The 22596-nt window shown below is 59.8% G+C and carries 18 protein-coding genes and 2 pseudogenes; 7 read left to right on the forward strand and 13 right to left on the reverse strand.

What is annotated here, in order from left to right; genetic code table 11:
- The first annotated feature begins 19 nt into the window (after positions 1 to 19).
- Complete coding sequence (locus tag BST38_RS29200; RefSeq protein ID WP_133057217.1) at positions 20 to 925, forward strand: motility associated factor glycosyltransferase family protein; 906 nt, start codon at positions 20 to 22, stop codon at positions 923 to 925.
- Between the two features lie 5 nt (positions 926 to 930).
- Positions 931 to 2256 (forward strand): lipopolysaccharide biosynthesis protein, encoded by a 1326-nt coding sequence (locus BST38_RS10110; RefSeq protein ID WP_083143143.1) that lies wholly within the window; start codon positions 931 to 933, stop codon positions 2254 to 2256.
- A 169-nt stretch (positions 2257 to 2425) separates the two neighbouring features.
- Here BST38_RS10110 and BST38_RS28990 read toward each other — a convergent pair whose 3' ends face one another.
- The 8 genes from BST38_RS28990 to BST38_RS10150 form a co-directional block, all read right to left on the reverse strand.
- A complete protein-coding gene (locus BST38_RS28990) occupies positions 2426 to 3946 on the reverse strand; it encodes an O-antigen ligase family protein (protein WP_165761576.1) in 1521 nt (506 codons plus the stop codon).
- Positions 3933 to 4763, reverse strand: coding sequence for an SMP-30/gluconolactonase/LRE family protein (locus tag BST38_RS10120; RefSeq protein ID WP_165761577.1), 831 nt, complete (start codon positions 4761 to 4763; stop codon positions 3933 to 3935). Before BST38_RS10120 ends, BST38_RS28990 begins: the two co-directional genes overlap by 14 nt.
- A gap of 2 nt (positions 4764 to 4765) precedes the next feature.
- Positions 4766 to 5497, reverse strand: a complete 732-nt coding sequence (locus BST38_RS10125; RefSeq protein ID WP_336385739.1) for an SDR family NAD(P)-dependent oxidoreductase — start codon at positions 5495 to 5497, stop codon at positions 4766 to 4768.
- Positions 5466 to 6380, reverse strand: a complete 915-nt coding sequence (locus tag BST38_RS10130) for a phosphoglycerate dehydrogenase (protein WP_083143146.1) — start codon at positions 6378 to 6380, stop codon at positions 5466 to 5468. Before BST38_RS10130 ends, BST38_RS10125 begins: the two co-directional genes overlap by 32 nt.
- 29 nt (positions 6381 to 6409) lie before the next feature.
- Positions 6410 to 7042 carry an acylneuraminate cytidylyltransferase family protein gene (locus tag BST38_RS10135; RefSeq protein ID WP_083143213.1) on the reverse strand — a complete coding sequence of 211 codons (633 nt, stop codon included), beginning with the start codon at positions 7040 to 7042 and terminating at the stop codon, positions 6410 to 6412.
- A 26-nt stretch (positions 7043 to 7068) separates the two neighbouring features.
- Positions 7069 to 8028: a glycosyltransferase family 2 protein gene (locus BST38_RS10140; RefSeq protein ID WP_083143147.1), complete on the reverse strand. Its 960-nt coding sequence runs from the start codon at positions 8026 to 8028 to the stop codon at positions 7069 to 7071.
- A 959-nt stretch (positions 8029 to 8987) separates the two neighbouring features.
- Positions 8988 to 9794, reverse strand: coding sequence for a heparin lyase I family protein (locus BST38_RS10145; RefSeq protein ID WP_083143148.1), 807 nt, complete (start codon positions 9792 to 9794; stop codon positions 8988 to 8990).
- Positions 9795 to 10850: 1056 nt separating this feature from the next.
- Positions 10851 to 11936 carry an acyltransferase family protein gene (locus BST38_RS10150; RefSeq protein WP_083143149.1) on the reverse strand — a complete coding sequence of 362 codons (1086 nt, stop codon included), beginning with the start codon at positions 11934 to 11936 and terminating at the stop codon, positions 10851 to 10853.
- Between the two features lie 482 nt (positions 11937 to 12418).
- Here BST38_RS10150 and BST38_RS29625 point away from each other — a divergent pair.
- Both BST38_RS29625 and BST38_RS10160 read left to right on the forward strand, forming a co-directional pair.
- Positions 12419 to 13765, forward strand: a pseudogene (locus BST38_RS29625) (Mu transposase domain-containing protein); the annotation flags it as partial.
- Between the two features lie 19 nt (positions 13766 to 13784).
- Positions 13785 to 14073: pseudogene (locus BST38_RS10160) on the forward strand (ATP-binding protein); the annotation flags it as partial.
- 444 nt (positions 14074 to 14517) lie between these two features.
- On the opposite strand, the gene BST38_RS10165 reads toward BST38_RS10160, so the two are convergent.
- The 3 genes from BST38_RS10165 to BST38_RS10175 all read right to left on the reverse strand — a co-directional run bounded on the left by BST38_RS10165 (position 14518) and on the right by BST38_RS10175 (position 18604).
- Positions 14518 to 16002: a tyrosine-protein kinase domain-containing protein gene (locus BST38_RS10165; RefSeq protein WP_083143150.1), complete on the reverse strand. Its 1485-nt coding sequence runs from the start codon at positions 16000 to 16002 to the stop codon at positions 14518 to 14520.
- A 232-nt stretch (positions 16003 to 16234) separates the two neighbouring features.
- Entirely contained in the window at positions 16235 to 18001 is a 1767-nt protein-coding gene (locus tag BST38_RS10170) for a DUF4012 domain-containing protein (RefSeq protein ID WP_083143151.1), read from the reverse strand.
- Between the two features lie 180 nt (positions 18002 to 18181).
- Positions 18182 to 18604 carry a hypothetical protein gene (locus tag BST38_RS10175; protein WP_083143152.1) on the reverse strand — a complete coding sequence of 141 codons (423 nt, stop codon included), beginning with the start codon at positions 18602 to 18604 and terminating at the stop codon, positions 18182 to 18184.
- A gap of 447 nt (positions 18605 to 19051) precedes the next feature.
- Here BST38_RS10175 and BST38_RS10180 point away from each other — a divergent pair, with 447 nt between their 5' ends.
- From BST38_RS10180 to BST38_RS10190, 3 genes are read left to right on the forward strand one after another with little or no spacing between them, the layout of a single operon-like run.
- Positions 19052 to 20680, forward strand: coding sequence for an acyl-CoA carboxylase subunit beta (locus BST38_RS10180; RefSeq protein ID WP_083143153.1), 1629 nt, complete (start codon positions 19052 to 19054; stop codon positions 20678 to 20680).
- Positions 20681 to 20708: 28 nt separating this feature from the next.
- Complete coding sequence (locus BST38_RS10185; RefSeq protein WP_083143154.1) at positions 20709 to 20990, forward strand: acyl-CoA carboxylase subunit epsilon; 282 nt, start codon at positions 20709 to 20711, stop codon at positions 20988 to 20990.
- An 8-nt stretch (positions 20991 to 20998) separates the two neighbouring features.
- Complete coding sequence (locus tag BST38_RS10190; RefSeq protein WP_083143155.1) at positions 20999 to 21631, forward strand: Maf family protein; 633 nt, start codon at positions 20999 to 21001, stop codon at positions 21629 to 21631.
- Here BST38_RS10190 and BST38_RS10195 read toward each other — a convergent pair.
- Both BST38_RS10195 and BST38_RS10200 read right to left on the reverse strand, forming a co-directional pair.
- Positions 21628 to 21984: a hypothetical protein gene (locus BST38_RS10195; protein ID WP_083143156.1), complete on the reverse strand. Its 357-nt coding sequence runs from the start codon at positions 21982 to 21984 to the stop codon at positions 21628 to 21630. The two genes, BST38_RS10190 and BST38_RS10195, sit on opposite strands and share 4 nt — an antisense overlap.
- A 73-nt stretch (positions 21985 to 22057) precedes the next feature.
- Positions 22058 to 22426, reverse strand: coding sequence for a hypothetical protein (locus tag BST38_RS10200; RefSeq protein ID WP_083143157.1), 369 nt, complete (start codon positions 22424 to 22426; stop codon positions 22058 to 22060).
- Positions 22427 to 22596: the final 170 nt, after the last annotated feature.

A 22596-nucleotide genomic window follows, 5' to 3' on the forward strand; every position in this document is an offset into this window, starting at 1 on the left:
TGAATAGAAGGAGTTCATTATGCCACCAAGTCCGCACGCAGGATCATTTCACGGAGAAACCCAATTTGCGATTCCCCCAGCTGAATTGACGGCGCCGATCACTCCGCGCCGACAGAAATTCTACAGATATCCCCTAGGCGCACGAGTCGCTGCAGTCCGCGACGGCATTCAATCTATGCGCAGCCGACGCTATATAGCAGCATTCGCCGCAAGCGCGGATGGTCGGCGTTCTCTGCAGATATTCAATGCTCTATATGATCAGCAGCACGGTCAGACAGGCGTGATCGTGTGCAACGGGCCGAGTCTCAATAAAACCGACCTTTCCCCACTCGCAAACGTGCCGTATATCTTGATGAATCGCGGATATTTGCTTGCCGACCGCCTACCAGCCCCCCCGATTGCCTTGTGTGTCAGCGCACCGCTCGTACTCGAACAGTACGGCAACGAAATCGCTGGACTGGAAACGAATCTCTTCCTCTCGGCTGAGCATAGACAGCACATGGCGCGTACAGACCGCGTGGCCTACACCGCCATGGATCTCCGCTGGCAATTTGCCACTCGGATCGGTAGTTCATTGTTCCCGGGGTACACAGTGACGTTCCTCGCCCTCCAACTCGCCTACCATTTCGGTTGGACGAAAGTATTGATCATCGGTATGGACCATCGCTACTCCGAGGGCGGAAATCCGCGGGTGATTGCAACTACCCAGGGCAGTGACCCCAACCACTTCGATCCAAACTATTTTGGACACGGCTCCAAATGGGCGTGGCCGGCGCTCCAGATGAACGACCATTCATACAAACTCGCCCGACATGCCTATGAATCAGTCGGGCGACGCGTCATCGACTGCACCGTCGACGGTGCATGCGACGTTTTTACGAAAGGTGACTTTGCGAAGGAAGCCGTGAATCTGCCGTCGGCTTAGCAAAGATGAGTCGAAATAGGCCGGCCCGAAATTCGCTCACATACATCGGCGTTGCTGCGATCCAGCGGGGCGCGCCGTTCCTTCTGTTACTGGTCCTTGCGGCTTTGGTCCCAGTTGCCGAGTTCGGACAGTTCGCAGTCTTGGCGTCTATCTATGGTCTCCTCGCCTCCGCTGCAACGTTCGGAATGGAAAGTGTAGCGTTCCGGGGCTTCTTTACCTACGATTCGGAAGACCGCACGGCGCGCTTCTATAACACGCTCGCGAAGTTCAGTTTTGCGGGACCTTTAGCACTGGGCGTAGGGATCTCTGCGGTGCTCATATCGTCTTCGGACAAGCCGCTCAATATCCCAGTTGGCTCCGTGATCGCAACAGTTGCCGGAGCGTGTCTGTTCGGTGCGGGCAGCACGGTCCCCCTCGCTCTGCTCCGTGCGCGGGAGCGCGTCGTTGCATACGTCGGGGTCGTTCTGCCTCCGGCCTTGATTATGGCCGGAGTAAAGTTCTGCCTCTGCGGCCTATTCGGCTATGGCGCCGCCGGCTGGGCCGTTGGGGACCTAATCGGTGGCCTCAGCGCGATGATCATCGCGTTACCGTTCCAGCGTCGTTTCCTGACCGGTCGAAATACATCTCGGGCAGATCTCAAGGAAGCGCTCCGCATAGGCATTCCCTTGCTCCCCCATGTGCTGTCGGGATGGGCCCTGAACTTATCGGATCGCTTGGTGATCGCCGCGATACTAGGCACGGCCGCTGCCGGCAAGTTTGCCTTCGCAGCTCAACTCGCAATGATTGTCACAGTGCTCGCCGTCGAGATTAATCGGGGCGTTTTACCAATGTATGGACGTGTCCTTCAGGATTCCAACCCTGAGCGACTGCGTCGGGTAGTCGAGATCCAGCGGATTGTCTCACTACTACTCGCGGCTGGTGTCGCTGTCGTTGGCACGCTGATTGTTGTCACGCTCGCGCCAATGGACTACCGGCAGTCAGCCAAACTCATCCCCATCCTTACGCTGGCGTCATGTTTTTACTGCTTATACCTGATTCCGATGAACCACCTCTCGGTAATCGCTGGACGCACGTCGCGAATGGCGTTCATTACGGGCTTTTCCGCGGCGATGAACATCACGCTCAATATCGTGCTGTTGCCGTTCGCCGGCATCGCCGTTGCCGCATATTCCACGCTGATCTCGTACTTTGCGCTTTTCGCGCTTACCACGTCCTACTCGGGAAATTACACGGGCACATCGTGGACACTACGCTCGAAAATGTGCGTCGGCGCACTCTGCACGGTCGTCGTGGCAATGGTCGTCTATACGGGCACCTTGCCTGACGCTTGATCGCGCGCGGCAGCAGGAGCACCTTCGGCCGGCCTCTGCCGCGGTACACCCCACATACCGATTCGAAGCCTCTCGCGCCGCGGATACTGGTTTCGACCAGCGGTCAGGGACAGCTCGACCGGCGCACAATGCTGCAGACTCCGGTTGTCAAAAGGAGTTGATTGCCGTCCTACCGCCTCGCGGCATTGATCGTCTGGCTGTACGCAGTCAAGCAAATGAGTGTGACCATAGGGCCAAGTGCCGCAGCCGACGCGTTCGAACAGAGCACTGCGACTTCCGGAAAGGCCACGACCCCGAGAGCAACACCAAGTGCTGCCACTCCCGCCGGGGCCGGTTCGCTGCCGAATCGTTGCACCTTTAGCTGCATAAAAACGAGAAAAGCGATACCTACCAAAACGAGAACCATGAGGGCAATACCGCCTGACAAAAGCACCTCGAGCAAGGCGTTGTGGGGCGGATAATAGCCGCTACGGTACACCACGCCCAGCACGCCGGAATATTGCGCCGCGGTCCCCGATGCAATATACCCGTCGGGACCCCATCCCGAGAGCTGCTCCATGAAAGAACTGTTGCCAAAATCGTCCAGTGATATATCCCAAATGGTTGTACGGCCCTGCAGGGTCGCGGTTCTAGCGGCCGTCCCGCGCATTGGGAGATAATCCACCACAAGCTTTTCAGCGACATCAGCGAACCTGCTCCACCAAAGGGGCGCAAGCCATAGAAACGCTGCAGCTACAAGCAGTAAGCTGCGGATAATTCTCGGCATCAGGCCACTAGCAATGATGACGCCGAGCGAGGCTGCGACAATCTGAGTTCGTCCATCCGCGGCCAACACAGCCAGGAGGTGCACGAAAATTCCGACGGCACATACGGCCTTTATGCCGACGGCGCCGATCCCGATGCTGCTGCGCTTGAGGCGCACCACCCATACGCAAAGAACAGATCCAAGCGCAGCGACCGTCGGTACCGTCACCCAAGAGACAGCAAGGGGAAATCGCCAGCGTAGCGTAAATGGACCGTAATTTGCGATTGCGTCAGTCAAATACGCAGAGTTGTAGTCAGCACGGAATCCGAGAAGAAACAGCACCACCGCTGCAGTGACGTACACCAGTGTTGATAAACAAAAGGCGACGACCAAGGTTTCCACATTTTGCGACCGGATCCAAGTTAGGACGGCGACAGCGCAAACGACGGACCCTAGGAGAATCGATCCCGTGCCGCGGCCATCCGCAATACACTCCGTGGTCCAGGGACTTATCGCGGCTAGTCCCACGACAAAATTGCGCGACGAGGGCAGCGGAAATCGGAGAAAAGTGAGTACTGCTACCACCGCGATCACGACGCCCGCAGTCGAGTGCAATCCGACGCCGACTAGAGCTGCGCCGCCGGCGAGCCCGCTTTGCACGGGATGCAGGTAGTCACGGGAGTTCGCCGCCCTTGAGATGTCCCCCTTAGAAACTCCGCAAATTATTCCGATCAAGATAGGGAAGGCCAACGCGACACTTAGTCGGAAGTTGTACAAACCGCAGATGAGCAGCAGCACCTCAGCTCCCGCGGCCAGGATGGCGATTAATGTCGCATACCGACGGATAACGTCGAACTGAGCCTGAGGCTGCGAGGTAGCGGATGCCCCTTCGAATTTGGCCCCCGACACGCCACTGTTCTGCGCTACCGCATCACCTGTCGCCATCGCTATCCCGTCCCACCGGCGTAATAAAGACATAACCGTCGCCATCCCCTGCGGAATCCGGCGCGGCCGCGGTCGTGACGATCATCCACCTCTCGTCACCACTCAAAGCAACGGACGAGGGAAACCGCGCTGGAACAGGAATGGTTGTTCGCAGGCCATCTGAGGCAATGTGCTCGATTGCCGCACGTCCCCAGTTAGCCACCAAGACCGCTCCGTCAGCCGCGACGGCGATGCCGTCCGGTTCATCGATCTCGTCCAGGGTTACCCAGGGATCCCGGACTACCGTTCCGATCGCGGTCGTCAGGACGTCGACCCTCGGATATACCGAGTCAACGTAATACGCACGTTCGGGTGAAAACCAACGAATGCCATTTGAAATTCCAATACCATCAAGCACACCTATCAATTCACCATCGTAAAATTGGAATAGGTTAGCGGCGTCTTTACGGCCAGACATTGACATGGTCCCAATATGGACAACGCCGTGTGGTGACAACGCACCATCATTGAACCGGATATCGGGCGGGAAGGTCCATTTGCCCAGTTCTGTCAGCCCCCCAGTGGACCAATCATACGTAAACAGCGAATTGCGCGAAGCGACAATCGAACGAACAGCATCTAGCGGTATCGCGACCGTCACGAACTCTAGATCCAGCGTCCGAGTTTCGGCCATTTGTTCGCCCTTAAAGGGACTCCACCGGTGGATGCTGCTCGCGAGGATGTCGACCCACTGAAAAAGCTCGAGTTCCGGTATCCAGCGAGCACTTTCATAAAGTTGGCCGCGGTGGACAGGCACCCTGCGCCAGTTAACCTTCACGTTCACTCCGTACCCAAAAGGGCCGTCGCCCCGCCATCCACGACGAGTGTGGATCCTGTTATGAACGCGGCGTCGGAACTCGCCAAAAAATGAACGGCCGCTGCGACGTCGGTCGCTTCACCCACACGACCCAACGGCGTTCGAGCCTCGAGCATCCCCCACCGCGCATCGGCGTCGTCACCCCAGCGTGCAAAACCCTCGTGAAGCTTCGCAGTATTGATCGCTCCTGGCCTGACGGCGTTGACGCGTACCGCTGGAGCCAGGTCGATCGCTGCAGAGCGGACCCATCCCTCCAGCGCCGCCTTAGATGTCGCGTAGGCATTGATGTTTCTGGCTGTCGCATGAGCGTGTACAGAACTCACGACCACTACGGCCCCGTGCAGTTCCGCCAAGCTTTTGCGACTGCCCGCCACCAGCGAGTCGGCAGCGATCACGTTCACCCGCATCGTTTCCAAAAACGCGTCGACAGGTGTCTCCCCCGCCGCAGCGAGCGGCTGAGTAGCGGCATTGTGCACCACGACGGATACTGCATGCTGTTTACAAACGCCTGCGGCGACGTCGCGTACCGACTCGGAATCCGCCATGTCGACGGCGATCCATTCGTCCACCTCGGGGTTTTCCACGCGGTCAAACCCGACGACGAAATAGCCGGCGCCTCGAAAGCGGCGGCATATTGCCTGGCCTATGCCCCCTGCGGACCCACTAACGATGACTGCCGGACTCAACTCGCTCAAGTTCCTCTAAGAGGATGTCGACGGCCCTCTGGCTAGCGCGCATCACGCCTGCCGTCGCGTTTGAACCGTTATGGGCGCCTAGCACCACATTCAGGCTCCGGAGTGGACTGTCCACCGGTAACGGCTCGACATCAAAAACGTCAAGTCCTGCACCGGCCAGTGCCCCTTTCCGCAGGGCGTCCGCAAGATCAGACTCCACCACTAGATCGCCGCGGGCTACATTCACCAGGAAAGCGTCAGCCCTGAACTTTCTTAGCGAAGCTGCGTTGATCATGCCGCGTGTGGAATCAGTGGACGGTGCCGTCAACACGACGAAACGCGAGCGTGTTAGCAACTCGTCCAAACCGACGAGCACAGCCCCCTCCGGCAAGCCGCTCTGTACGAACGGGTCGTGTACCACCACGGACATTCCGAACCCCAAACCGCGTCGTACGACCGCAGTGCCGATCGATCCAGCGCCGACCACCCCGAGTGTCTCGCCCGAAAGGGACACGCCCTCGATCTTTTTCCACTCGCCCCTTCGGACTGCCGCGTCGATCAGGTGGTGCCCACGGGCAAGATTGAGGATGTACCCGAATGCGCTGTCGGCAACTTCGTCACCGAAGACTCCGGGCGTATTTCGTACGACGACCCCCAGTGCGCGTGCAGCATCGAAGTCGACCGTGTCGGTGCCGATTCCCCAGCGCACGAGAACTTTTAGATTCGGTAGCCCGGTGAGCGTGGCGCGCCCCAAGTCGTCATCGCCAGCGATGATACCGACGCACTCGTGCGCGATGTCGATTAGTTCTGCAGTGTTGAACTGTTGTCCGGAAAGAGTCGGGACCACCAGATCGAAGCCCGCCGCCTCTAGACGCTCCCGGTGTCGGGGCAGGTGGTTCTGCATCTGCTTGCACGTAATTGCAATACTGCGCCTCACGTCGACCTCGCTATCAGCGCGGCTGCAAGATCCCATTCCTCCTCAGTATCGATGTCGACCGCCTCTAAGGCCGCCATCGGAAATATTGCCCGGTTGGCAGTTATTCGATTCTTTTCGGCGAGGAATGGCTCTCGCCGAAAGATGTAGAGGCATGAGTTTTCGAGGTGGAGAGGGGCCAGGTCTTGTGTCCGCAGGAGTACGGCTGGATCATGGTTCACCGGACGTTCCGCATCCCACCAGAAGCGAGCCTGCATAGGTGTCGTCGTGAAGAGTGAATCGACCCCTGCCTCGAAGAAAGTTTGCACGGCTCTCTCAATCGTCTCGGAACGCAGAAACGGGTTGGTTGAGTGAGTCTGCAGGAACACATCCCCAGTAAGCTGCGTGAGCGTGTTGGCCAGCACGTCGTTCATGGGAATCGCGCCGTCGCGCAAGTGCTCCGGGCGTTCCAACACCAGAACGTCGGGCAGATGGACGTCGACATGGTTGCGAATAACCGAACTATCCGTATCGATGACGACTTGGTCTATAGACGAGCAAGATCGCAACGCGTCGACGATATGACGGAAGAGAGGTTTCCCGCCTAAATCGCGGTAGTTCTTCCCCTTCACTCTCTCACTCGAATGCCGCATCGGTACGATGGCCGTAACTCTAGTTTTCACGAATAGTGCCCCGCTGACTCAATCATCGAATAATCGATTTCGCCGCTCGGCGCGTGGAGTTGCGGACGCGTCACCCACTGCGCCGGATAATAGAACCGACGAAGTAGCTCCGCATCCGGGGCGCCGTCGTCTGCAAATCCTAGATACGCGCCACGAAATTGCGCGAATCGGAAGCGGGCGATGTCCCATACATTCTCACGCAATTTGCGATCGCGAAGGGCGTGCCAGCAATCGCTGACAATATTAGATAAAGCTAGGGTCACTGCTTGCAGGGCGCTGAAAGTGGTATCCGGATAGATATCTTTATACGCGATGGCTTCGCGGCGATATCGGTTCTGCAGGACCTTCCATGACTCTTCATGGACGTGCACGACTGGCGCTTCGGCGACATAGGCGATTCGCGCACCCACCTCTATCGCACGCTTGGCGAAGTCGAGATCCTCCAATCCGGTAAGTTCTTCTCTATATCGCAGTTTTTCCCATATACTGCGGCGGACGAGGGCGTTTGCGTTGTTACTAAAAGGATGGCCTTGGTCCCAAATGCTTTCCTTTGGGAACCATTTGATCATTACGCGCGACTCAGAATATTTCGTGCGGTGATCGCCGACCTGACGCCCATACGCTATCGCGATATCGGAATTCTCGAAAGGCTTCATCAGCCGCTCTAAGTAGTCATTGTAGACGGGGTATACGTGCGCAGAGACAATAAGTAGAAGGTCGCCCGTGGCGGCTTCGCAGCCGCGGTTCAGTGCGCGGCCGAAAGTGAATTCGTGCTTGGCGATGTTAACAACTTTGCATCCCCGCGACTTCGCGATCTCCACTGTCTGATCGGTAGATCCAGAGTCAACGAGAATGAGTTCGTCGGGGGGGCGAGTCTGAGCGCCGAGCCCATGCAACAAACGACCGATGTGCGCTTCCTCGTTGAGAGCGCGAATTACGACTGAGACTTTAGCCATCCTCGCCAATCCTCCCCCACGGTCCGGCCGACCGAGCCGATACCGGCAACCATGTCTCCTCGCTTCCCCAATTCGGGCACTCCCCCAGCACTGGCCCATCCTTCCCCCGTGCGACGCCGTTCGCAAATTCCACCGTATTTGGGGATGGCCCCCGAAGCAAAGCCATGCATGTCGCCACGACGACGGCATCTGCACCTCCGGCCGGCCACGGCGAGGCATAGGCCCACGGGTTCCGTTACACATCGCCTGCTCTGCTACGGTAGCTGGGGGAACAACAACGCTCGCGTTCCTGCGAAGCCGCCTCCCGCTAGCTCGTTCAACTCAAACGATTCCGCAGCGGGCGATATCGGCGCGCAGGTGGATCAGACCTAAGGGTGACCGGCCGGGTGGCGAGCGACAGCGTCCTCGCCAACTTGCAGAGTTTGCAAGCCACGGCCCATCGGGTGCCCCGGGGCATGATTTCATCGACGTCTTGATATCGTTCTGACTTACCCCATCTTCCCGTGGCCGAGGGATATACGGTTGCGACTCTTGCCACATCATTCTTTTGAAGGTTCGATATCGAATTTCGTACTGGCGCGCGCTATTCGTCACCGTTAGTTGAAGTCGACTCGGCCCCCGGTAACGCTAGCTCCATCGGAGCGTAGGCCGCCCCCCTTGCACGCCCACCCGAAACCCCGGGGACTACGTCTCGTCTAGACGACCAGCTACTCGAGTGCCTTACCGAACGCTTGGAATACCGTGCTCGAAACCGCCGCGCCACCGCGGACCCGAAGATGCGGACCCCCCGCGGCGCCTAGGTTACGGCAAGCTTGACCGACTGGCTGCACCCACTGAATCGGAATCACACCACCTCGGCTGCTAAACCCCGCGGACGGAGGAACTTAGGTGCTCGCCACACCCGACAGGCGACACCAGCCGTATCTGCAGTGCGGTTTGTTTAAAGCCCCTTGCGGAAGCTACTTCCAACCGTCCTCAGGTTTCTTAACCGGACGCGGGGATTTGATTCTATGTGAGAGGCTATCAGTCCCCCACTCTAAGTTGGCAAGGTAAATAACGGACGGGTCTTTTACATTAGTCTGGTACAGGCCCCAATGGGGATAGGCGAGGGCAGCTTTTCCGTTGTCGTCCTCATAATAACCAATCGGGGCGTCGGCGCTTACGATCTGATTGCCGTCAAGCCAAGCATTAAGATGGCCATCCCGACCCAATCGGCCCGATATGACTAAATTATGCACGAGGCCATCAGTTGGGCGCATCGCGCGATATCGGACTACACTCTGCGGGCCGCCTTTAATCTTCTGATCCGACTCCGTCCGTATTTCCAGATTTCCATCAATAAGCTCGACCCTTACGACTGGGGCTCGGTTTTTTTTAGTGGTATCGACGGAATGCCACTGATGGATAATGTTCTGTTTACTGCCGCCGTTAAACGGTTCACGGGCAGGACCAACCACAAATGAGAAGGAGGTCCACAACGTGGATCCTGCTCCATAACGTTCACCCTTTGAAACAAATTCAGATCGCCGCTTGGCATTCTTTGAGTCACCGGAGAAGCCGAAGTCGTCTTGGTGAACTTCGAAACGATAGAGATTCGGGGCGGGAATCGACAATGCATAGGGTACAGACGCGGCGTAAAGTTCCATCGGCTTCGAATCGACCTCAAATCGGGCTCGATCTGCAACGGCAGTCGGTGGTGCGATAACCACGAACGAAGCGATGGTGATAGCTGTTAGGGCTAATCTAGAGAAGATGGCGCGCCGCATATATTGCGCACTCTACAGGACGATGCCTGGGCCACCCCTAGGTCTGGTCGGCTGGCCTGGTACTGGGCACGACGTCGCGAATCGCGTGCCGGTACGTTTATCACCGCTGGCCGGCTCATACCCCGACGACCGGCACCGCCCCTTTACGGGTTAGATCGGCGATTCCAAGCAAGATCCCGGCGGCACGGCAATGACAACCTACTTGTTGGGATACGCCGGCACCGACCGCGCCAACCGGCATACATCCGCGCGGAGATCGCGGCCCAAGAGCGTCCGAGAACCAACACCGCTGTTATCGTCTGGCTGGGCGGGCGTCCTCGTTCCCTGCCCGCGGGCGCCGTTGAAGCCGTCCTGTCCGGCAACAGCAACAGCTGGCAGGCACGCCTCCTTCCAGCACCTGAGGATCGAGCACCGACGACCCGCCCATACGAGCAGCAGACCAACGGAAAGACAGACCGCCTTCACCGCAGCATATGGCTGCCGATGGGCCGTCACCCCCTTCTGCCCAACGAGCCAACCAACCAATCCCCACTACCGGCATGGATCGATATCTTCAACCACCACCGGCAACACTCAGCGACCGGGAAGCCCCGCCAATCGCAAGGTTGACCAACCTCCCTGGGCCATGCAGCTAGACGGGCGCCGCTAGGGTGGCGACAACGCGGCAGAGTCGAGTCGCCGCTGGCGCGTTCAAGGCTCGGACCAATTCCGCATCGTCGGGGGCACACCGACATTCCCACTGACCGCGGACGCGAAGACGTAACAAACGGGCATATCGACAGGGTGCCAGCACGAAACGGGCCGACGGAAAGCCTTACCGCCCGCCATTTTGCGCACCAAGAAGGCTTCTAATACCGACCCTCCCGTACCTCTGAACGCCCGCAAGCAGTTCACCGCCGAAATCTCCTAGACAAATGGCGGTTTTGGGAGTCCTCTCGGGAGGGGTCTCCCGCCCCTACGGCCATCCTTGCACTCTTGCACCACGTACGCGGAATATGAAGTAATCGACATTCCTGTACATCGGGAAGGCAGTACGATCCAGCTTACCGAACAGATCTAAAGGTAACGCGCAACTCGCTTCCTAAGAAATTTTAGCGAGGTTTTCTCTATCGCCTTGTATGAGAGTCCGCCAAAGGCGACCGATAGCGCAAAGGAAACAGATAGGAAAAGGAGGAAGCTCCCTAAGCCCGACAAAGGAAATGGGCCATGCTTCCAAATCGACCGGAGCGCGGCAATCGGAAATCCGTGGACTAAATATATCGAATATGAGGCATCGCCTGCAAACTGGAGGATAGGGACGGAAAGCGACTTTTCCCTGTTCTCAATAGCCAGCGCGCCGACGACGATTACCGCTGCCGGCACACCATAGACCGCCGCTCGCGTACCTGCTGAGTACAGGGGATCTAGCAGGAAGAGAGAGATAAAGCCAATAAAGACCAAGCCGAAGCCGACCGCGGGCGTGATTCGGCGTAGAACCCCGGCCAGGTAGATCTGTGCGATCAGCATTCCGAACGCAAACTCTAGGATTATGCTCTTGAGGTAGAAGTCCGCTGTCCCCAGGGAAATTTCGGCGGCCTGCAAGGAAAATCCAGCAGCAACAAGAAGGCTTAGTACAGCGGCGGCCAGGAGCACCCTACGTCTTACCGAAATCGCCATTGCGATGGCAAAAAGTACATAGAAAAAGACTTCGTAGTTCAGTGTCCAGCCTTGCTTCACTATGGGTGAAGTGCCCGCGGCCTCTGTGTAGTGTGGGATGAAAAGTAAAGATAAAATGACGTGGCGCACGCTGAGTTCGTTAGATCGAAATAGCTGCGGGAGCGCTAACATCAAGAATGTTGCGCACAGCGTGTAGAACCAGTAGATAGGAATAATTCTTATTGCACGCATGGCCAAAAATTGTGTTGGCGTACGCTCTCTGTCGCGAGTTACGTAAACCATAACGAAACCGCTAATTACGAAGAAAAGATCTACTCCGGATTGGCCAGCCTCCGTAGGCCAAATCGCTTTGAACTGGGGCGATTGCTCCTGGACGTGGTGAAATACAACAAGCAAGGCTGCAATGCCTCGAAGAACTTGGATTGTTACGAGTCGTCTTGCCGTGTATTCAGTAGGGGTGGACAAATCAGGCTGTCTAGCGGGCATACCTGCGGACGCTGACTCGCGTTGCTTCTTCTCAGATGCGGATTCCGACGTCAATTTAGTGCCCCGACTGCCGTCGTTCAGCTGTCGGAGGACGGGTTTGCAGGCGGTGAAGATGCAGCGCCCTGCATACGAGATGATGAGTCGGATACTTAGAAGTTCGAGTCGCAGTTACAAGATGTGGCGCGACCGCGTGCTGGTTTAAAACTGCGTGCGAACTGTGGCACAAAGCCACGACGACCCCCGTACTCGAACCAATCCTCCCGATGGTCTTCTGACTGTATCCGATCCTCCGTGAATCTTCACGTCAGTGGCAGCGCGCACCAGATCAACGAGCCAGCCGCCACTGACGGCGCTCATTGAAACTGCCCAGTTCTGCTCACCGAAAGTGCTCCCCTGTGTGGCTCCGCCGATGAGGGCGGGTCTCCTCCGATGCTGGTGGCCTCTGACCACCCACCAGCTCTGTGAAGGAGACCCGCTTTCTCATCCTCACATGGAAGGACGACTTGGAGATACACGCCCTGCGTAACGAAGCTGGCCGATCTCGGCCATTGCCCGCCATACCGGAAAGAACCGTAGAATGGTCCGCAATTACCTCAACGGCGTCACCACCCCGGCGTGCGGAAACCCGCCGCAATTGACCCCTTTGAACCGTTCATCGCCTACGTCACTGTCCGGCTGACCGAAGGATCCGCACCTGTAGGCCCGCACACTGTGCCACGAGCTCGAAGACCTCGGCAATCCGATGCCGTATCCAACGCTGACCCGACAGATCCGGGCACGCAATCTGCGGCCGGCGTGTCAGGACTGCGCCCACGCCGCGGGCAGCGCCAACGCGGTCATCGACCACCCGCCTAGACCCGAAACCCAATGGGATTGGCTGGATCTGCCGATCCCCCCGCATCCTGGGGATGGGGCACGATGGCGCACCTTTTCGTCGGATCGCTGGCTCATTCCGGTCGGTGGCGGGCCGTGCTGGCCCCCGGCGATGACCCAACCGCACTTCGTCGACGGCCTGGACCGAATCTCCCGCAAGCTCGGTGGGTTGACCCGCACCTGGCGCTTCGATCGAACGGCCACCGTCTGCGACCCTGGCTCGGGCCGGGTCACCGCGTCGTTCGCCGGCGTAGCCCAGCACTATGGGGTCGCCGTCGCCATCTGTCCAGCGCGGCGTGGCAACCACAAAGGTGTGGTGGAGAAGGCCAATCACACTGCAGCGCAACGGTGGTGGCGTACATTGCCTGATGCCATCACGGTTGAGCAGGCCCAGGACCGCCTCGATCAATTCTGTCGGCAGCGCGGGCGACGCCGGGTGGCGGGCCACTGCCGAGGGGAAGGTCACGGTGGCCACCCTGGCCGCGGCCGAACCCTTGGCGCCGCTTCCGGTCGCCCCGTATCCGCTGGTCCTACGCGAGGACCGCGCGTTGTCTCGTCAGGCGATGCTGTCTTACCGCCGCAACCGCTACTCGGTGCCTCCGGAATTGGCGTCAGCGGCGGTCAGCGTCATCCACGTGCTGGGTTCTGAGGTCATCGACATCGTCACCTTCCCGCAGATCACCATCACCCCGGCGCCATCAGCTGGCCGCCGACGGCGCCGGGGTGATGGTCCGCGATCACGGCCACGTCGTGGCACTGGATCAACTGGCGATGGCCACCGCAGCCACCGGCGGCCGAGCTCGCTGCCGCAAGGAACCATCCCACCCGGCACAGCATCGCGTGCAGCAGCAGAAACATTGCGCATCAACTCATCTGACATCAACCCAACGCTGACAGCCGCGATCGTGGAATCGCCGACCATGATCGATCTGTCCACCTACGAACGCGCCACACGCGCCGAAGGAACACCTTGCCATGACCACCACCCAGGATGCGGTGCCCGCACCCAACACCGCCGCCCGAGCCAGCATCTATCAACGCCCTGCGCGGCCACCTGGCCGTGCTCAAACTCCACGACGCCGCCGAAGCGCTGCCCTCGGTCCTCGACCCCGCCCAGTCCGACGGCACCTCCATGACCGCCGCCCTGGAGGAGTTGCTCTCCATCGAGGTTGAAGCGACCGAGGGCCGTCGGCTGGCCGTCCGGTTACGGTTCGCCTGTCTGCCGACACCCACCTCACTGGAGGACTTCGATTACGACGCCGCGACCGATCAGCCACCCGTAGGGCACGTCAAATCTCACGATACTGACTGGGACAGAAGCGGTTCAGCCGTCACGATGGCAAGAATAAGAGTTACCGGAACGGACCGCCGTCGCATCTACGGGGACTTGGTATCGCGTGAGCGCCGGCGGCGTACACAGGACCGGATGCTCCGCAAGCTCGCCGACGGCGACAAGCGTGTCGAGGAACTGGCTGCGGTATGCCGAGCACATGGATCACCGAGTCAAATGGCTCAAAACGGTGGATGAACGAGAGTTGCTAAGCACCCAGGAACGCGGAGTTGAGAACACCCGGTTCAAACCCTGCATCGATGAACCGAGCGCAAGCTGCGTATCAACCTCGGCTTCAATCCCGGAACCGCCCTGGTCTCTTGGAGCCTCCAACATTCCCCGGGCGGTGCACGTAGCCCGGCACGTCCAGCAACCGCGTCATTCTGCTTTTCTCCGCCGCCGACCCCCAGGTCCCGATGCTGGCAGCCCAGCTGCAGTCGCCGACGCTCCGTCGCCTTTCGCGACAGACGCCTCTGTATCTCCGCTTGGCTGAGGGCCCGAGTTAGCTGTGTAGCCACCGTAATAGCCGTAGTTGTAGCTATAACTGCCGCCGCCACGCATCGGCGTCATCGTGAACACTGCTCCGAGTAGGGGCGCGCCAACGCTGTGGAGACTCCCTACAGCGTGTGATAGGTGCTCGCGCTTTGTGTGGCCGTAACGGGCCATAATGAGCACCCCATCCGCACCCGCAGCGAGAATCGCGGCATCGGTGATTGCAAGCAATGGTGTGGAATCCACGATCACATAGTCGAATTTGGCTCGCAGCTCACTAAGCAACTTCCTTGCCGATTGCGACCCTAATAATTCGCTAGGATTCGGCGGGATAGCACCGGATGTCAAAACGGTGAGTCCGGGAAAACGCGTCTTCTGTAGTGCATCCTCAAGGGACACGGCACCGCTGAGAACAGTACTGAACCCAACCGTGCCTACCAGGTCCATATATCGATGCAACGACGGGCGCCGTAAATCTCCGTCTATCAGCACTACTGATTTGTCTGTCTCCGCCAGCGCAAGGGCAATATTAATCGCGGTCGTCGATTTGCCTTCACTTGGCATCGAACTCGTCACCAGGATTACTCGCGGAGGGTTATCGACTGCGAGGAACTGCAGATTCGTCCTCAGCTTTCGGAACGCCTCTGCAATTCCTGATGTTTCGCTATCGAACGAAATCGACGCCTGCTTGCGACGCTCTTTATCTAGCGGGATGCTACCAACTAGCCCGGTGCTAGTTATGGTCTCCAACTGGTCGCGCGTCTTTACCGTATTATCTAGAAGGTCGCGAGTCACAGCTAATCCGACGCCTAGCAAAATGCCCAAGACCAGACCTATGCCAATGTTTCGCAACGGCTTAGGAATAACGGGATTCTCGGGTATCGACGCTCGTTGCTCGACCACCACGCGCGAATCGGGGCTGGATCCATCTTCGGGCGTCTCTAGCTCCCGAACAAGAGCAACGAATTCGTCTGACAAAGAGTTCGCTATGTCGCGTGCTTGTATCGGAGACTCGTCCAACACTGCGACATCGATTAGAACGGTATCCGGCTTAGTCGTGGCCGTCACGCGCTCCTGCAATTCAATCGCGTTTATGCCAAGTCCAAGCTTGTCGATAGTGCGTTGAGCCAAAGTTTGGCCCATTATCAATTCGGCATAGGAAGCAACGCGCTCTTGGGAAAAACGGTTGCCTTGATAGGTTTCAGCCAGAGAAGAACCGCTGGTTGTGGACACAAAAAGGCGCGTTGTGGCTTGGTAGAGGGGCGTAGTCAAAAGTGTTACGGAAACAGCACCCAGCACTGCAACCAGCATTGTTACGAATACGGTTATCCACCGCGTCCGTAATAGCCGAATGAAGTCTTCGAAATTCAATGCACTGCCCCTTAACTACCAATTTCAGCGATCTTCCGTCGGCATAGAACGTGGCGCCTCTGAGAGATTCTGCTTTCCTGCTCTAAACAGCCTGCTTCCGCTAATGGAATAGCGGTGGCCAACACCCGCCACGCTGCAAGCTGGTCCGGACAGCTCGCAGACCAAGAAGTTAAAACGAAACGAATCGGCCAGTTTGACCCGTTGCGAGAAACTCGTCGTTCATTCGCCTCACTCAGCGAGTGCACTGGGGCACCATCACCTTCGGCACGACCGTTTCTACCAAAGGTTGGCTTGGTGCGCGTGGAACGCCGGGTACTGATGGCTCGGAGAGTTGGTACATGATGTCCGCCGTTTGACCGGGCGTAATGATCACCTGGGTTTCAAACACCGGGTGCCCACGCTCCGTGTAGATGATGGCCGGTACACGCTCCCCGTTGAGGATCGCACTTGACAACTCGGAGCCTTTAGTCGCGAAGAGACGGACCGACACCACGTTCGTGCCTTTAGGTAGGTCCAAACCCAGTTCCGGGGAAAGTCCGACGGCGCCGGCGACGTAGTCCGGCAACGGCTCACTCGGTACAGCGTTCGTTAACTTCACTGTGACTGTCGAGGCACGGGTCTCGCCCTGGCATTTATCGGCGGCGTATTCGATCTCTGTCTTTAAATAATAGTCCAGCTTGTTGCCGCCGAGATTGTTCAGCACAACACCCGCATATGGAGCCGGATCATCGGGGAGCACATGCGCAAGCGGAGTTTCCTCGAGAAGAGCCTGATCTTCCGGTACCGCACTCCAAACGGCGATGCGACGTTCGCTGACCGCCTTACCAAGCGCGTCCAGCAGTCGTCGCGGAGACTTCACCGTGCCGGTCATCTTGGTGACGACTGCATTGGCGATGTCCTGGAGGTATTGCTTGCGGGCGATCTGATCAATCGGAAAGCGTTTGTACGCCGTCGATTCCGTCAGTTCGACAACGTTGTCGCGCGACACAATCTCTCCGTCAGGCATTGTCACCGGTCCAACAGCACCGAGGATGTAACTCAATGCAACGGGGTCGATGGCGATGACGCCGTCTACCGTCATGCCGGTTTGCTCCAGCCACATTCCCTGCCATATCTGGGCCGCGTAGGGGAAATGCGGGCTCAGATTGCTGTTCCGGAAGTCGAAGAAAGGCTGGTTGTATCCGTACTGCTGGTCGTATTCATCTCCGAAGTCGACGGGCGCAACGGCGTCGTCGAGTTCGGTGTTCGGAGCCAAGGTATCTACGCTCGGCTTTCCCTCGTCGAACCTGAGAATCCCATAACCCCCGAGCAGGCCACCGGTAGCGCGCGCTTCGGCATTGGTCTGGAATCCCATGAAATATGTGCGCGGACCGTCGGCGCCCATCATTGATGGCGCCAGGCGCGCTGCCAGAGCAGTGTTTTCGATAACCGAAGTGACGCCGGAAATCTGGCTTTGGAGTTGCGACCGAGCGTCACTTAGCAAGGACACGTACCGGGGGTCTGTGATCGCGGCGGCCTCACCGTTCAGCCTCTTGGCGTCGATGGCAAGTTCCTTCAACTGCGGTTCTTGGCTGCGCAGGAGTTCGACGTCTACCCGCCCGTCCCGGTAGAGACGGTCAGGCGAGATCGTCAAACCGACGTCGGCGGCCGGCCGCAGCACATCCGAGGCGAGACCGAGAACTACTTGGGTGACCTGTTGACCTGTCTCGAATGGACTGCCCAACCAGGGGATTCCCGAGACGATGTTCCACGCGATCGAGTGGGTGGCGTCTCGGGCCGCCTGCGCGTGCACCAACGCATCATCCGCTGACTTGGATGCCGCTTGCGTGTCTCCGTCGAGCAGCGCTTCTTTGGCCTGTTGAGCACTGTCGCGAGCCTGCTCAAGGTTCGATTTGGCCTTGAGAGCGCCGAATGCCACCCAACATCCAAGTCCGATGACGAGGAGAACCAACACGGATACGCCCAAGAAGACGCCGCGGCGGGTGACCCACTCTGGCATCCATCGCCGGCCGTCGTGATCCTCTCCCGTGTCGTCGCCATTCTCGGCGTTGGCATTGTGATCAGACCGGCGTCGCGAATTAAATGGCACTCAGAAAGTTCCTAGTAAAAGGTTGAAGCCTGCACGTCAGCGGACTGACATGCAGGCTTCAACACCTAGCATTTATTTGATCGCGCCCGATTAGCCCGAGCAGGTTCCCTGGGTCACGCCACCGTAAGCGCCGGCGACGATCGAGTACGACCGCCCGCCCGCGCAGGCAGACATCTCAACCTCGCCGTACCGCGCCAGCTGAGCGTTGAGACGCTCGACACGGCGCTCCCACAGCGGGGCGAAGATGGAGTTCGGATTCGCCTCAAGCAGCGACTGATAGTTCGTGATCGTGATCCGCGTCCAGTAGGTCGAGGTCCGGGTCACCGCACCGGTGAACTGGACGACGAACACACCGAACAGACCCTGCGGCTGCTGCGCAAGATCGCTCATCACCGGAGCAGCCGGAAGCTGCACAGCGGGAGCGGCATTCGCGGCGACCGGAGCCACGGCGGTGGTCGCAGCGACCGCGACGGCAGCAGCCCCTACCTTGAATTTCGTTGCGATGGCGTTCATTCGTGTCCCCCCATAAAGGTTCGAGAGCCCTTGTTTGTTGCTCGAAGCATCCCAGAAGGCGCTGAGCGTGTCAACCGGAACACGGACTTCCCCGGATGGGTGCGCAATCCCCTGCGGGACTCCCACCTGCGAGATGCCGTCTTTGGCAAACTATCACCTTCAAGATCAAATTGCGAGGACGCCGCGCCAGCAGCTGGTCGCACTTCGGTTTGCGTCGAATTACCTGTCGTTTGCAACATCAATTAACCGCGCCGTAATCGGTTTCGCGCCCGCTTCGGTCACCCGCCGGCCGCGTCAGCAACGTCGACGCCTTGTTGGACCGCGCGACTGGAAATCTGATTGATCACGACCGCCCACGTTTCCGATCACGGGCGCAACACCACGAATCTAAGGGGTTAGTAAGACCCACCCGCGACTCTGCTCGGCGCCGCCGTTAGCATCAGGTCCATGACCAGCGTGACTGAGCCTTCTGCCGAGCACGACATCGACATCCACACCACCGCCGGAAAGCTGGCCGATCTGCGCAAACGCGCGAAAGAGGCCGAGCACCCGGTCGGTGAGGCCGCCGTGGAAAAGGTGCACGCCAAAGGCAAGCTGACCGCGCGCGAGCGCATCCTGGCGCTGCTGGACGAGGGCTCGTTCGTCGAACTCGACGCACTGGCCAAGCACCGCTCCAAGAACTTCGGCCTGGAGAACAACCGCCCCACCGGCGACGGTGTGGTCACCGGCTACGGCACCATCGACGGCCGCGACGTGTGCGTGTTCAGCCAGGACGCCACCGTGTTCGGCGGCAGCCTCGGCGAGGTCTACGGCGAGAAGATCGTCAAGGTCCAGGAACTGGCCATCAAGACCGGCCGCCCGCTCATCGGCATCAACGACGGCGCCGGCGCCCGCATCCAGGAAGGTGTGGTCTCCCTCGGCCTCTACAGCCGCATCTTCCACAACAACATCAAGGCCTCCGGCGTCATCCCGCAGATCTCGCTGATCATGGGCGCCGCCGCCGGCGGGCACGTCTACTCCCCCGCCCTGACCGACTTCGTCATCATGGTCGACCAGACCAGCCAGATGTTCATCACCGGACCCGACGTCATCAAGACCGTCACCGGTGAGGACGTCACCATGGAGCAGCTCGGCGGCGCGCAGACCCACATGTCCAAGTCCGGCACCGTGCACTACGTCGCCTCCGGTGAGCAGGACGCCCTGGACTACGTGCGCGACCTGCTGTCCTACCTGCCGCCGAACAACTACGCCGAGCCGCCGCGCTACCCGGCCCCGCACGCCGACACGGCAATCGAAGACAGCCTCACCGACGAAGACCTCGAACTCGACACGCTGATCCCGGATTCGCCGAACCAGCCCTACGACATGCACGAGGTCATCACCCGCATCCTCGACGACGACGAATTCCTCGAAGTCCAAGCGGGTTACGCCGGCAACATCATCGTCGGCTTCGGCCGCGTCGACGGCCGCCCGGTCGGCATCGTCGCCAACCAGCCCACCAACTTCGCCGGCTGCCTCGACATCAACGCCTCGGAGAAGGCCGCCCGGTTCATCCGGACCTGCGACTGCTTCAACATCCCCATCGTGCTGCTCGTCGACGTGCCCGGCTTCCTGCCCGGCACCGACCAGGAATACAACGGCATCATCCGCCGCGGCGCCAAGCTGCTCTACGCCTACGGCGAGGCCACCGTCGCCAAGGTCACCGTCATCACCCGCAAGTCCTACGGCGGCGCCTACTGCGTGATGGGCTCCAAGGACATGGGCGCCGACGTCGTCGTCGCCTGGCCCACCGCCCAAATCGCCGTCATGGGCGCCTCCGGCGCCGTCGGCTTCGTCTACCGCCAGCAGATCAAGGAAGCCGCCGCCAACGGAGAAGACGTCGATGCGCTGCGCCTGCAGCTGCAGCAGGAGTACGAGGACACCCTCGTCAACCCCTACATCGCCGCCGAACGCGGATACGTCGACGCCGTCATCCCCCCGTCGCACACCCGCGGCTACGTCGCCACCGCACTGAAGCTGCTGGAGCGCAAGGTCGTTCAGACCCCGCCGAAGAAGCACGGCAACATTCCCCTGTGATCTGACCTAACGAGAAAGGCTCTCCGTCATGAACCATGACGCCGACATCGTCGAGGTCTCCGATCCGCGGGACATGACCATCGACGACCCGCCCGCCCCCACCCCGCACTTCCAGGTCCTCAAGGGCGAACCCACCCTCGAAGAACTCGCCGCGCTCGTCACCGTGCTGGCCGGCGCAGGCGGCGGGGCACCCGGTGACCCCGGACCCCAGGAACTCAACCTCTGGGGCCACCCCGTCGACAAACTGCGCTACGACGTCACCAGCTGGCAGCGCACCACCCTGTGGGAACGCACCCACATGCGGCACTGACCTCGTCGATGACGCGTTTCGTCCTCGGCTCGGCGTCACAGGGCCGGCTCAAGGTGCTCACCCAGGCCGGCATCAATCCTGTCGTGGTCGTGTCCGACGTCGACGAGGACGCGCTGATCGGTTCACTCGACCCGGACCTTCCACCGGAAGCCGTGGTCGCGAAACTGGCCAACGCCAAGGCCCTCAGTGTCGCCGCGGCACTCCCCCCGGATCTGTTGGCCGATTGCGTTGTGCTGGGCTGTGATTCGATGCTGCATCTGGACGGCCGGCTCACCGGTAAGCCCGGCTCCGCGGACGCGGCGCGGCGACAATGGGAGTCGATGGCGGGCTCCGTCGGGCATCTGCTCACCGGGCACGCATTGCTGCGGCTCAGCGGTGGCGTGATCACCCACACCGAGGGCGATACCGGCAGCACCGCCATCCATTTCGGATCGCCGAGCGCAGCCGACCTCGACCGCTACGTGAATACCGGAGAACCGATCCACGTCGCGGGGGCGTTCACCCTGGACGGCCTCGGGGGCTGGTTCATCGACAGGATCGACGGCGACCCGTCGAACGTGATCGGGGTCAGTCTTCCGGTGATCCGACAGCTACTCGACCGCGCGGGGCTGTCGGTCACCGACTTCTGGACCGCTGACTAGCAGCCGGGGTAGCGCCGCTTCAGGGCGAACGTGACGCGCTGCGGCTTCGAGCCGACCTTGACCGTTGCGTCCGCGCGCGGCGACTGACCGCACACCACCCAATTGGTGTAGTTGTAGACCACCTGGTTGTGCACCGAGTCGTAGATGTTGAACCGCACGTTGTCCTCCCCGGCGGCTCCGACCACACTGTTCACGGCGCGCTCCAGGACTTCACCACGCAGCGCAGGCATCGTCCACGTGGACGTCTGAGCACCGGCGACCGGCGCAACCACGATTCCCCCGGCCAGCATTCCGAAAGACGCCACCGCTGCCGCGATGTTCCGCCCTTGCCTCTTGAAACCCTTGCGCTCCATGGCAAGAACCCTAGCGTTGGCTGTGGGTTGACTGCCAACGCTTCGATAACGATTTGCTAAAGGCGGCCCGCGCCTACGCCCCGCAGTGCTCCGCGCCGGGTCGCTCGACCAGCAGCGTCACCGACTTCGTCTTCTGCGACAGCTTGCTGCCCTTGGCGGGCGACTCGCCGCAGACGACCCAGTTCTCCAGGTTGTAGACAGGCGCATGATTCGGCGCGACGACCTTGAACGTCAACGGCATCTGCTCGACGTCGGCCTCAACCTCCTGCTCGGCGGCGAACAGCGTCTTGTCCTTCAGGTCCGGCATCACCCACATGGCGTCCGGCTCCTTGTATTGGATGAGGCCGTCGTCCGCGTGCGCGCCCGCGGGCCCTGCAGCTCCGATGGCGCCGCCGAACAACGCACCGGCCGCGATAGTTGCTGAGACAAGTTTCTTCTGCACTGCGCACCCCTTGGGTAGGTATCAGCCAGCTCGATGGAGGCCGCCTTCCCAGTGAATGCTCGAAAGGCCGGGCACGAAGCGTCGTCGCTCCGCCATGCGCTGCTGTCCAGGCAACTTTAAGCGACCCCCACCCTGAGCGCCTTCGTCCCCAGCAAACTGACAGGAATCCT

Source organism: Mycolicibacterium parafortuitum, from assembly GCF_002086815.1.
Lineage (GTDB): Bacteria > Actinomycetota > Actinomycetes > Mycobacteriales > Mycobacteriaceae > Mycobacterium > Mycobacterium parafortuitum.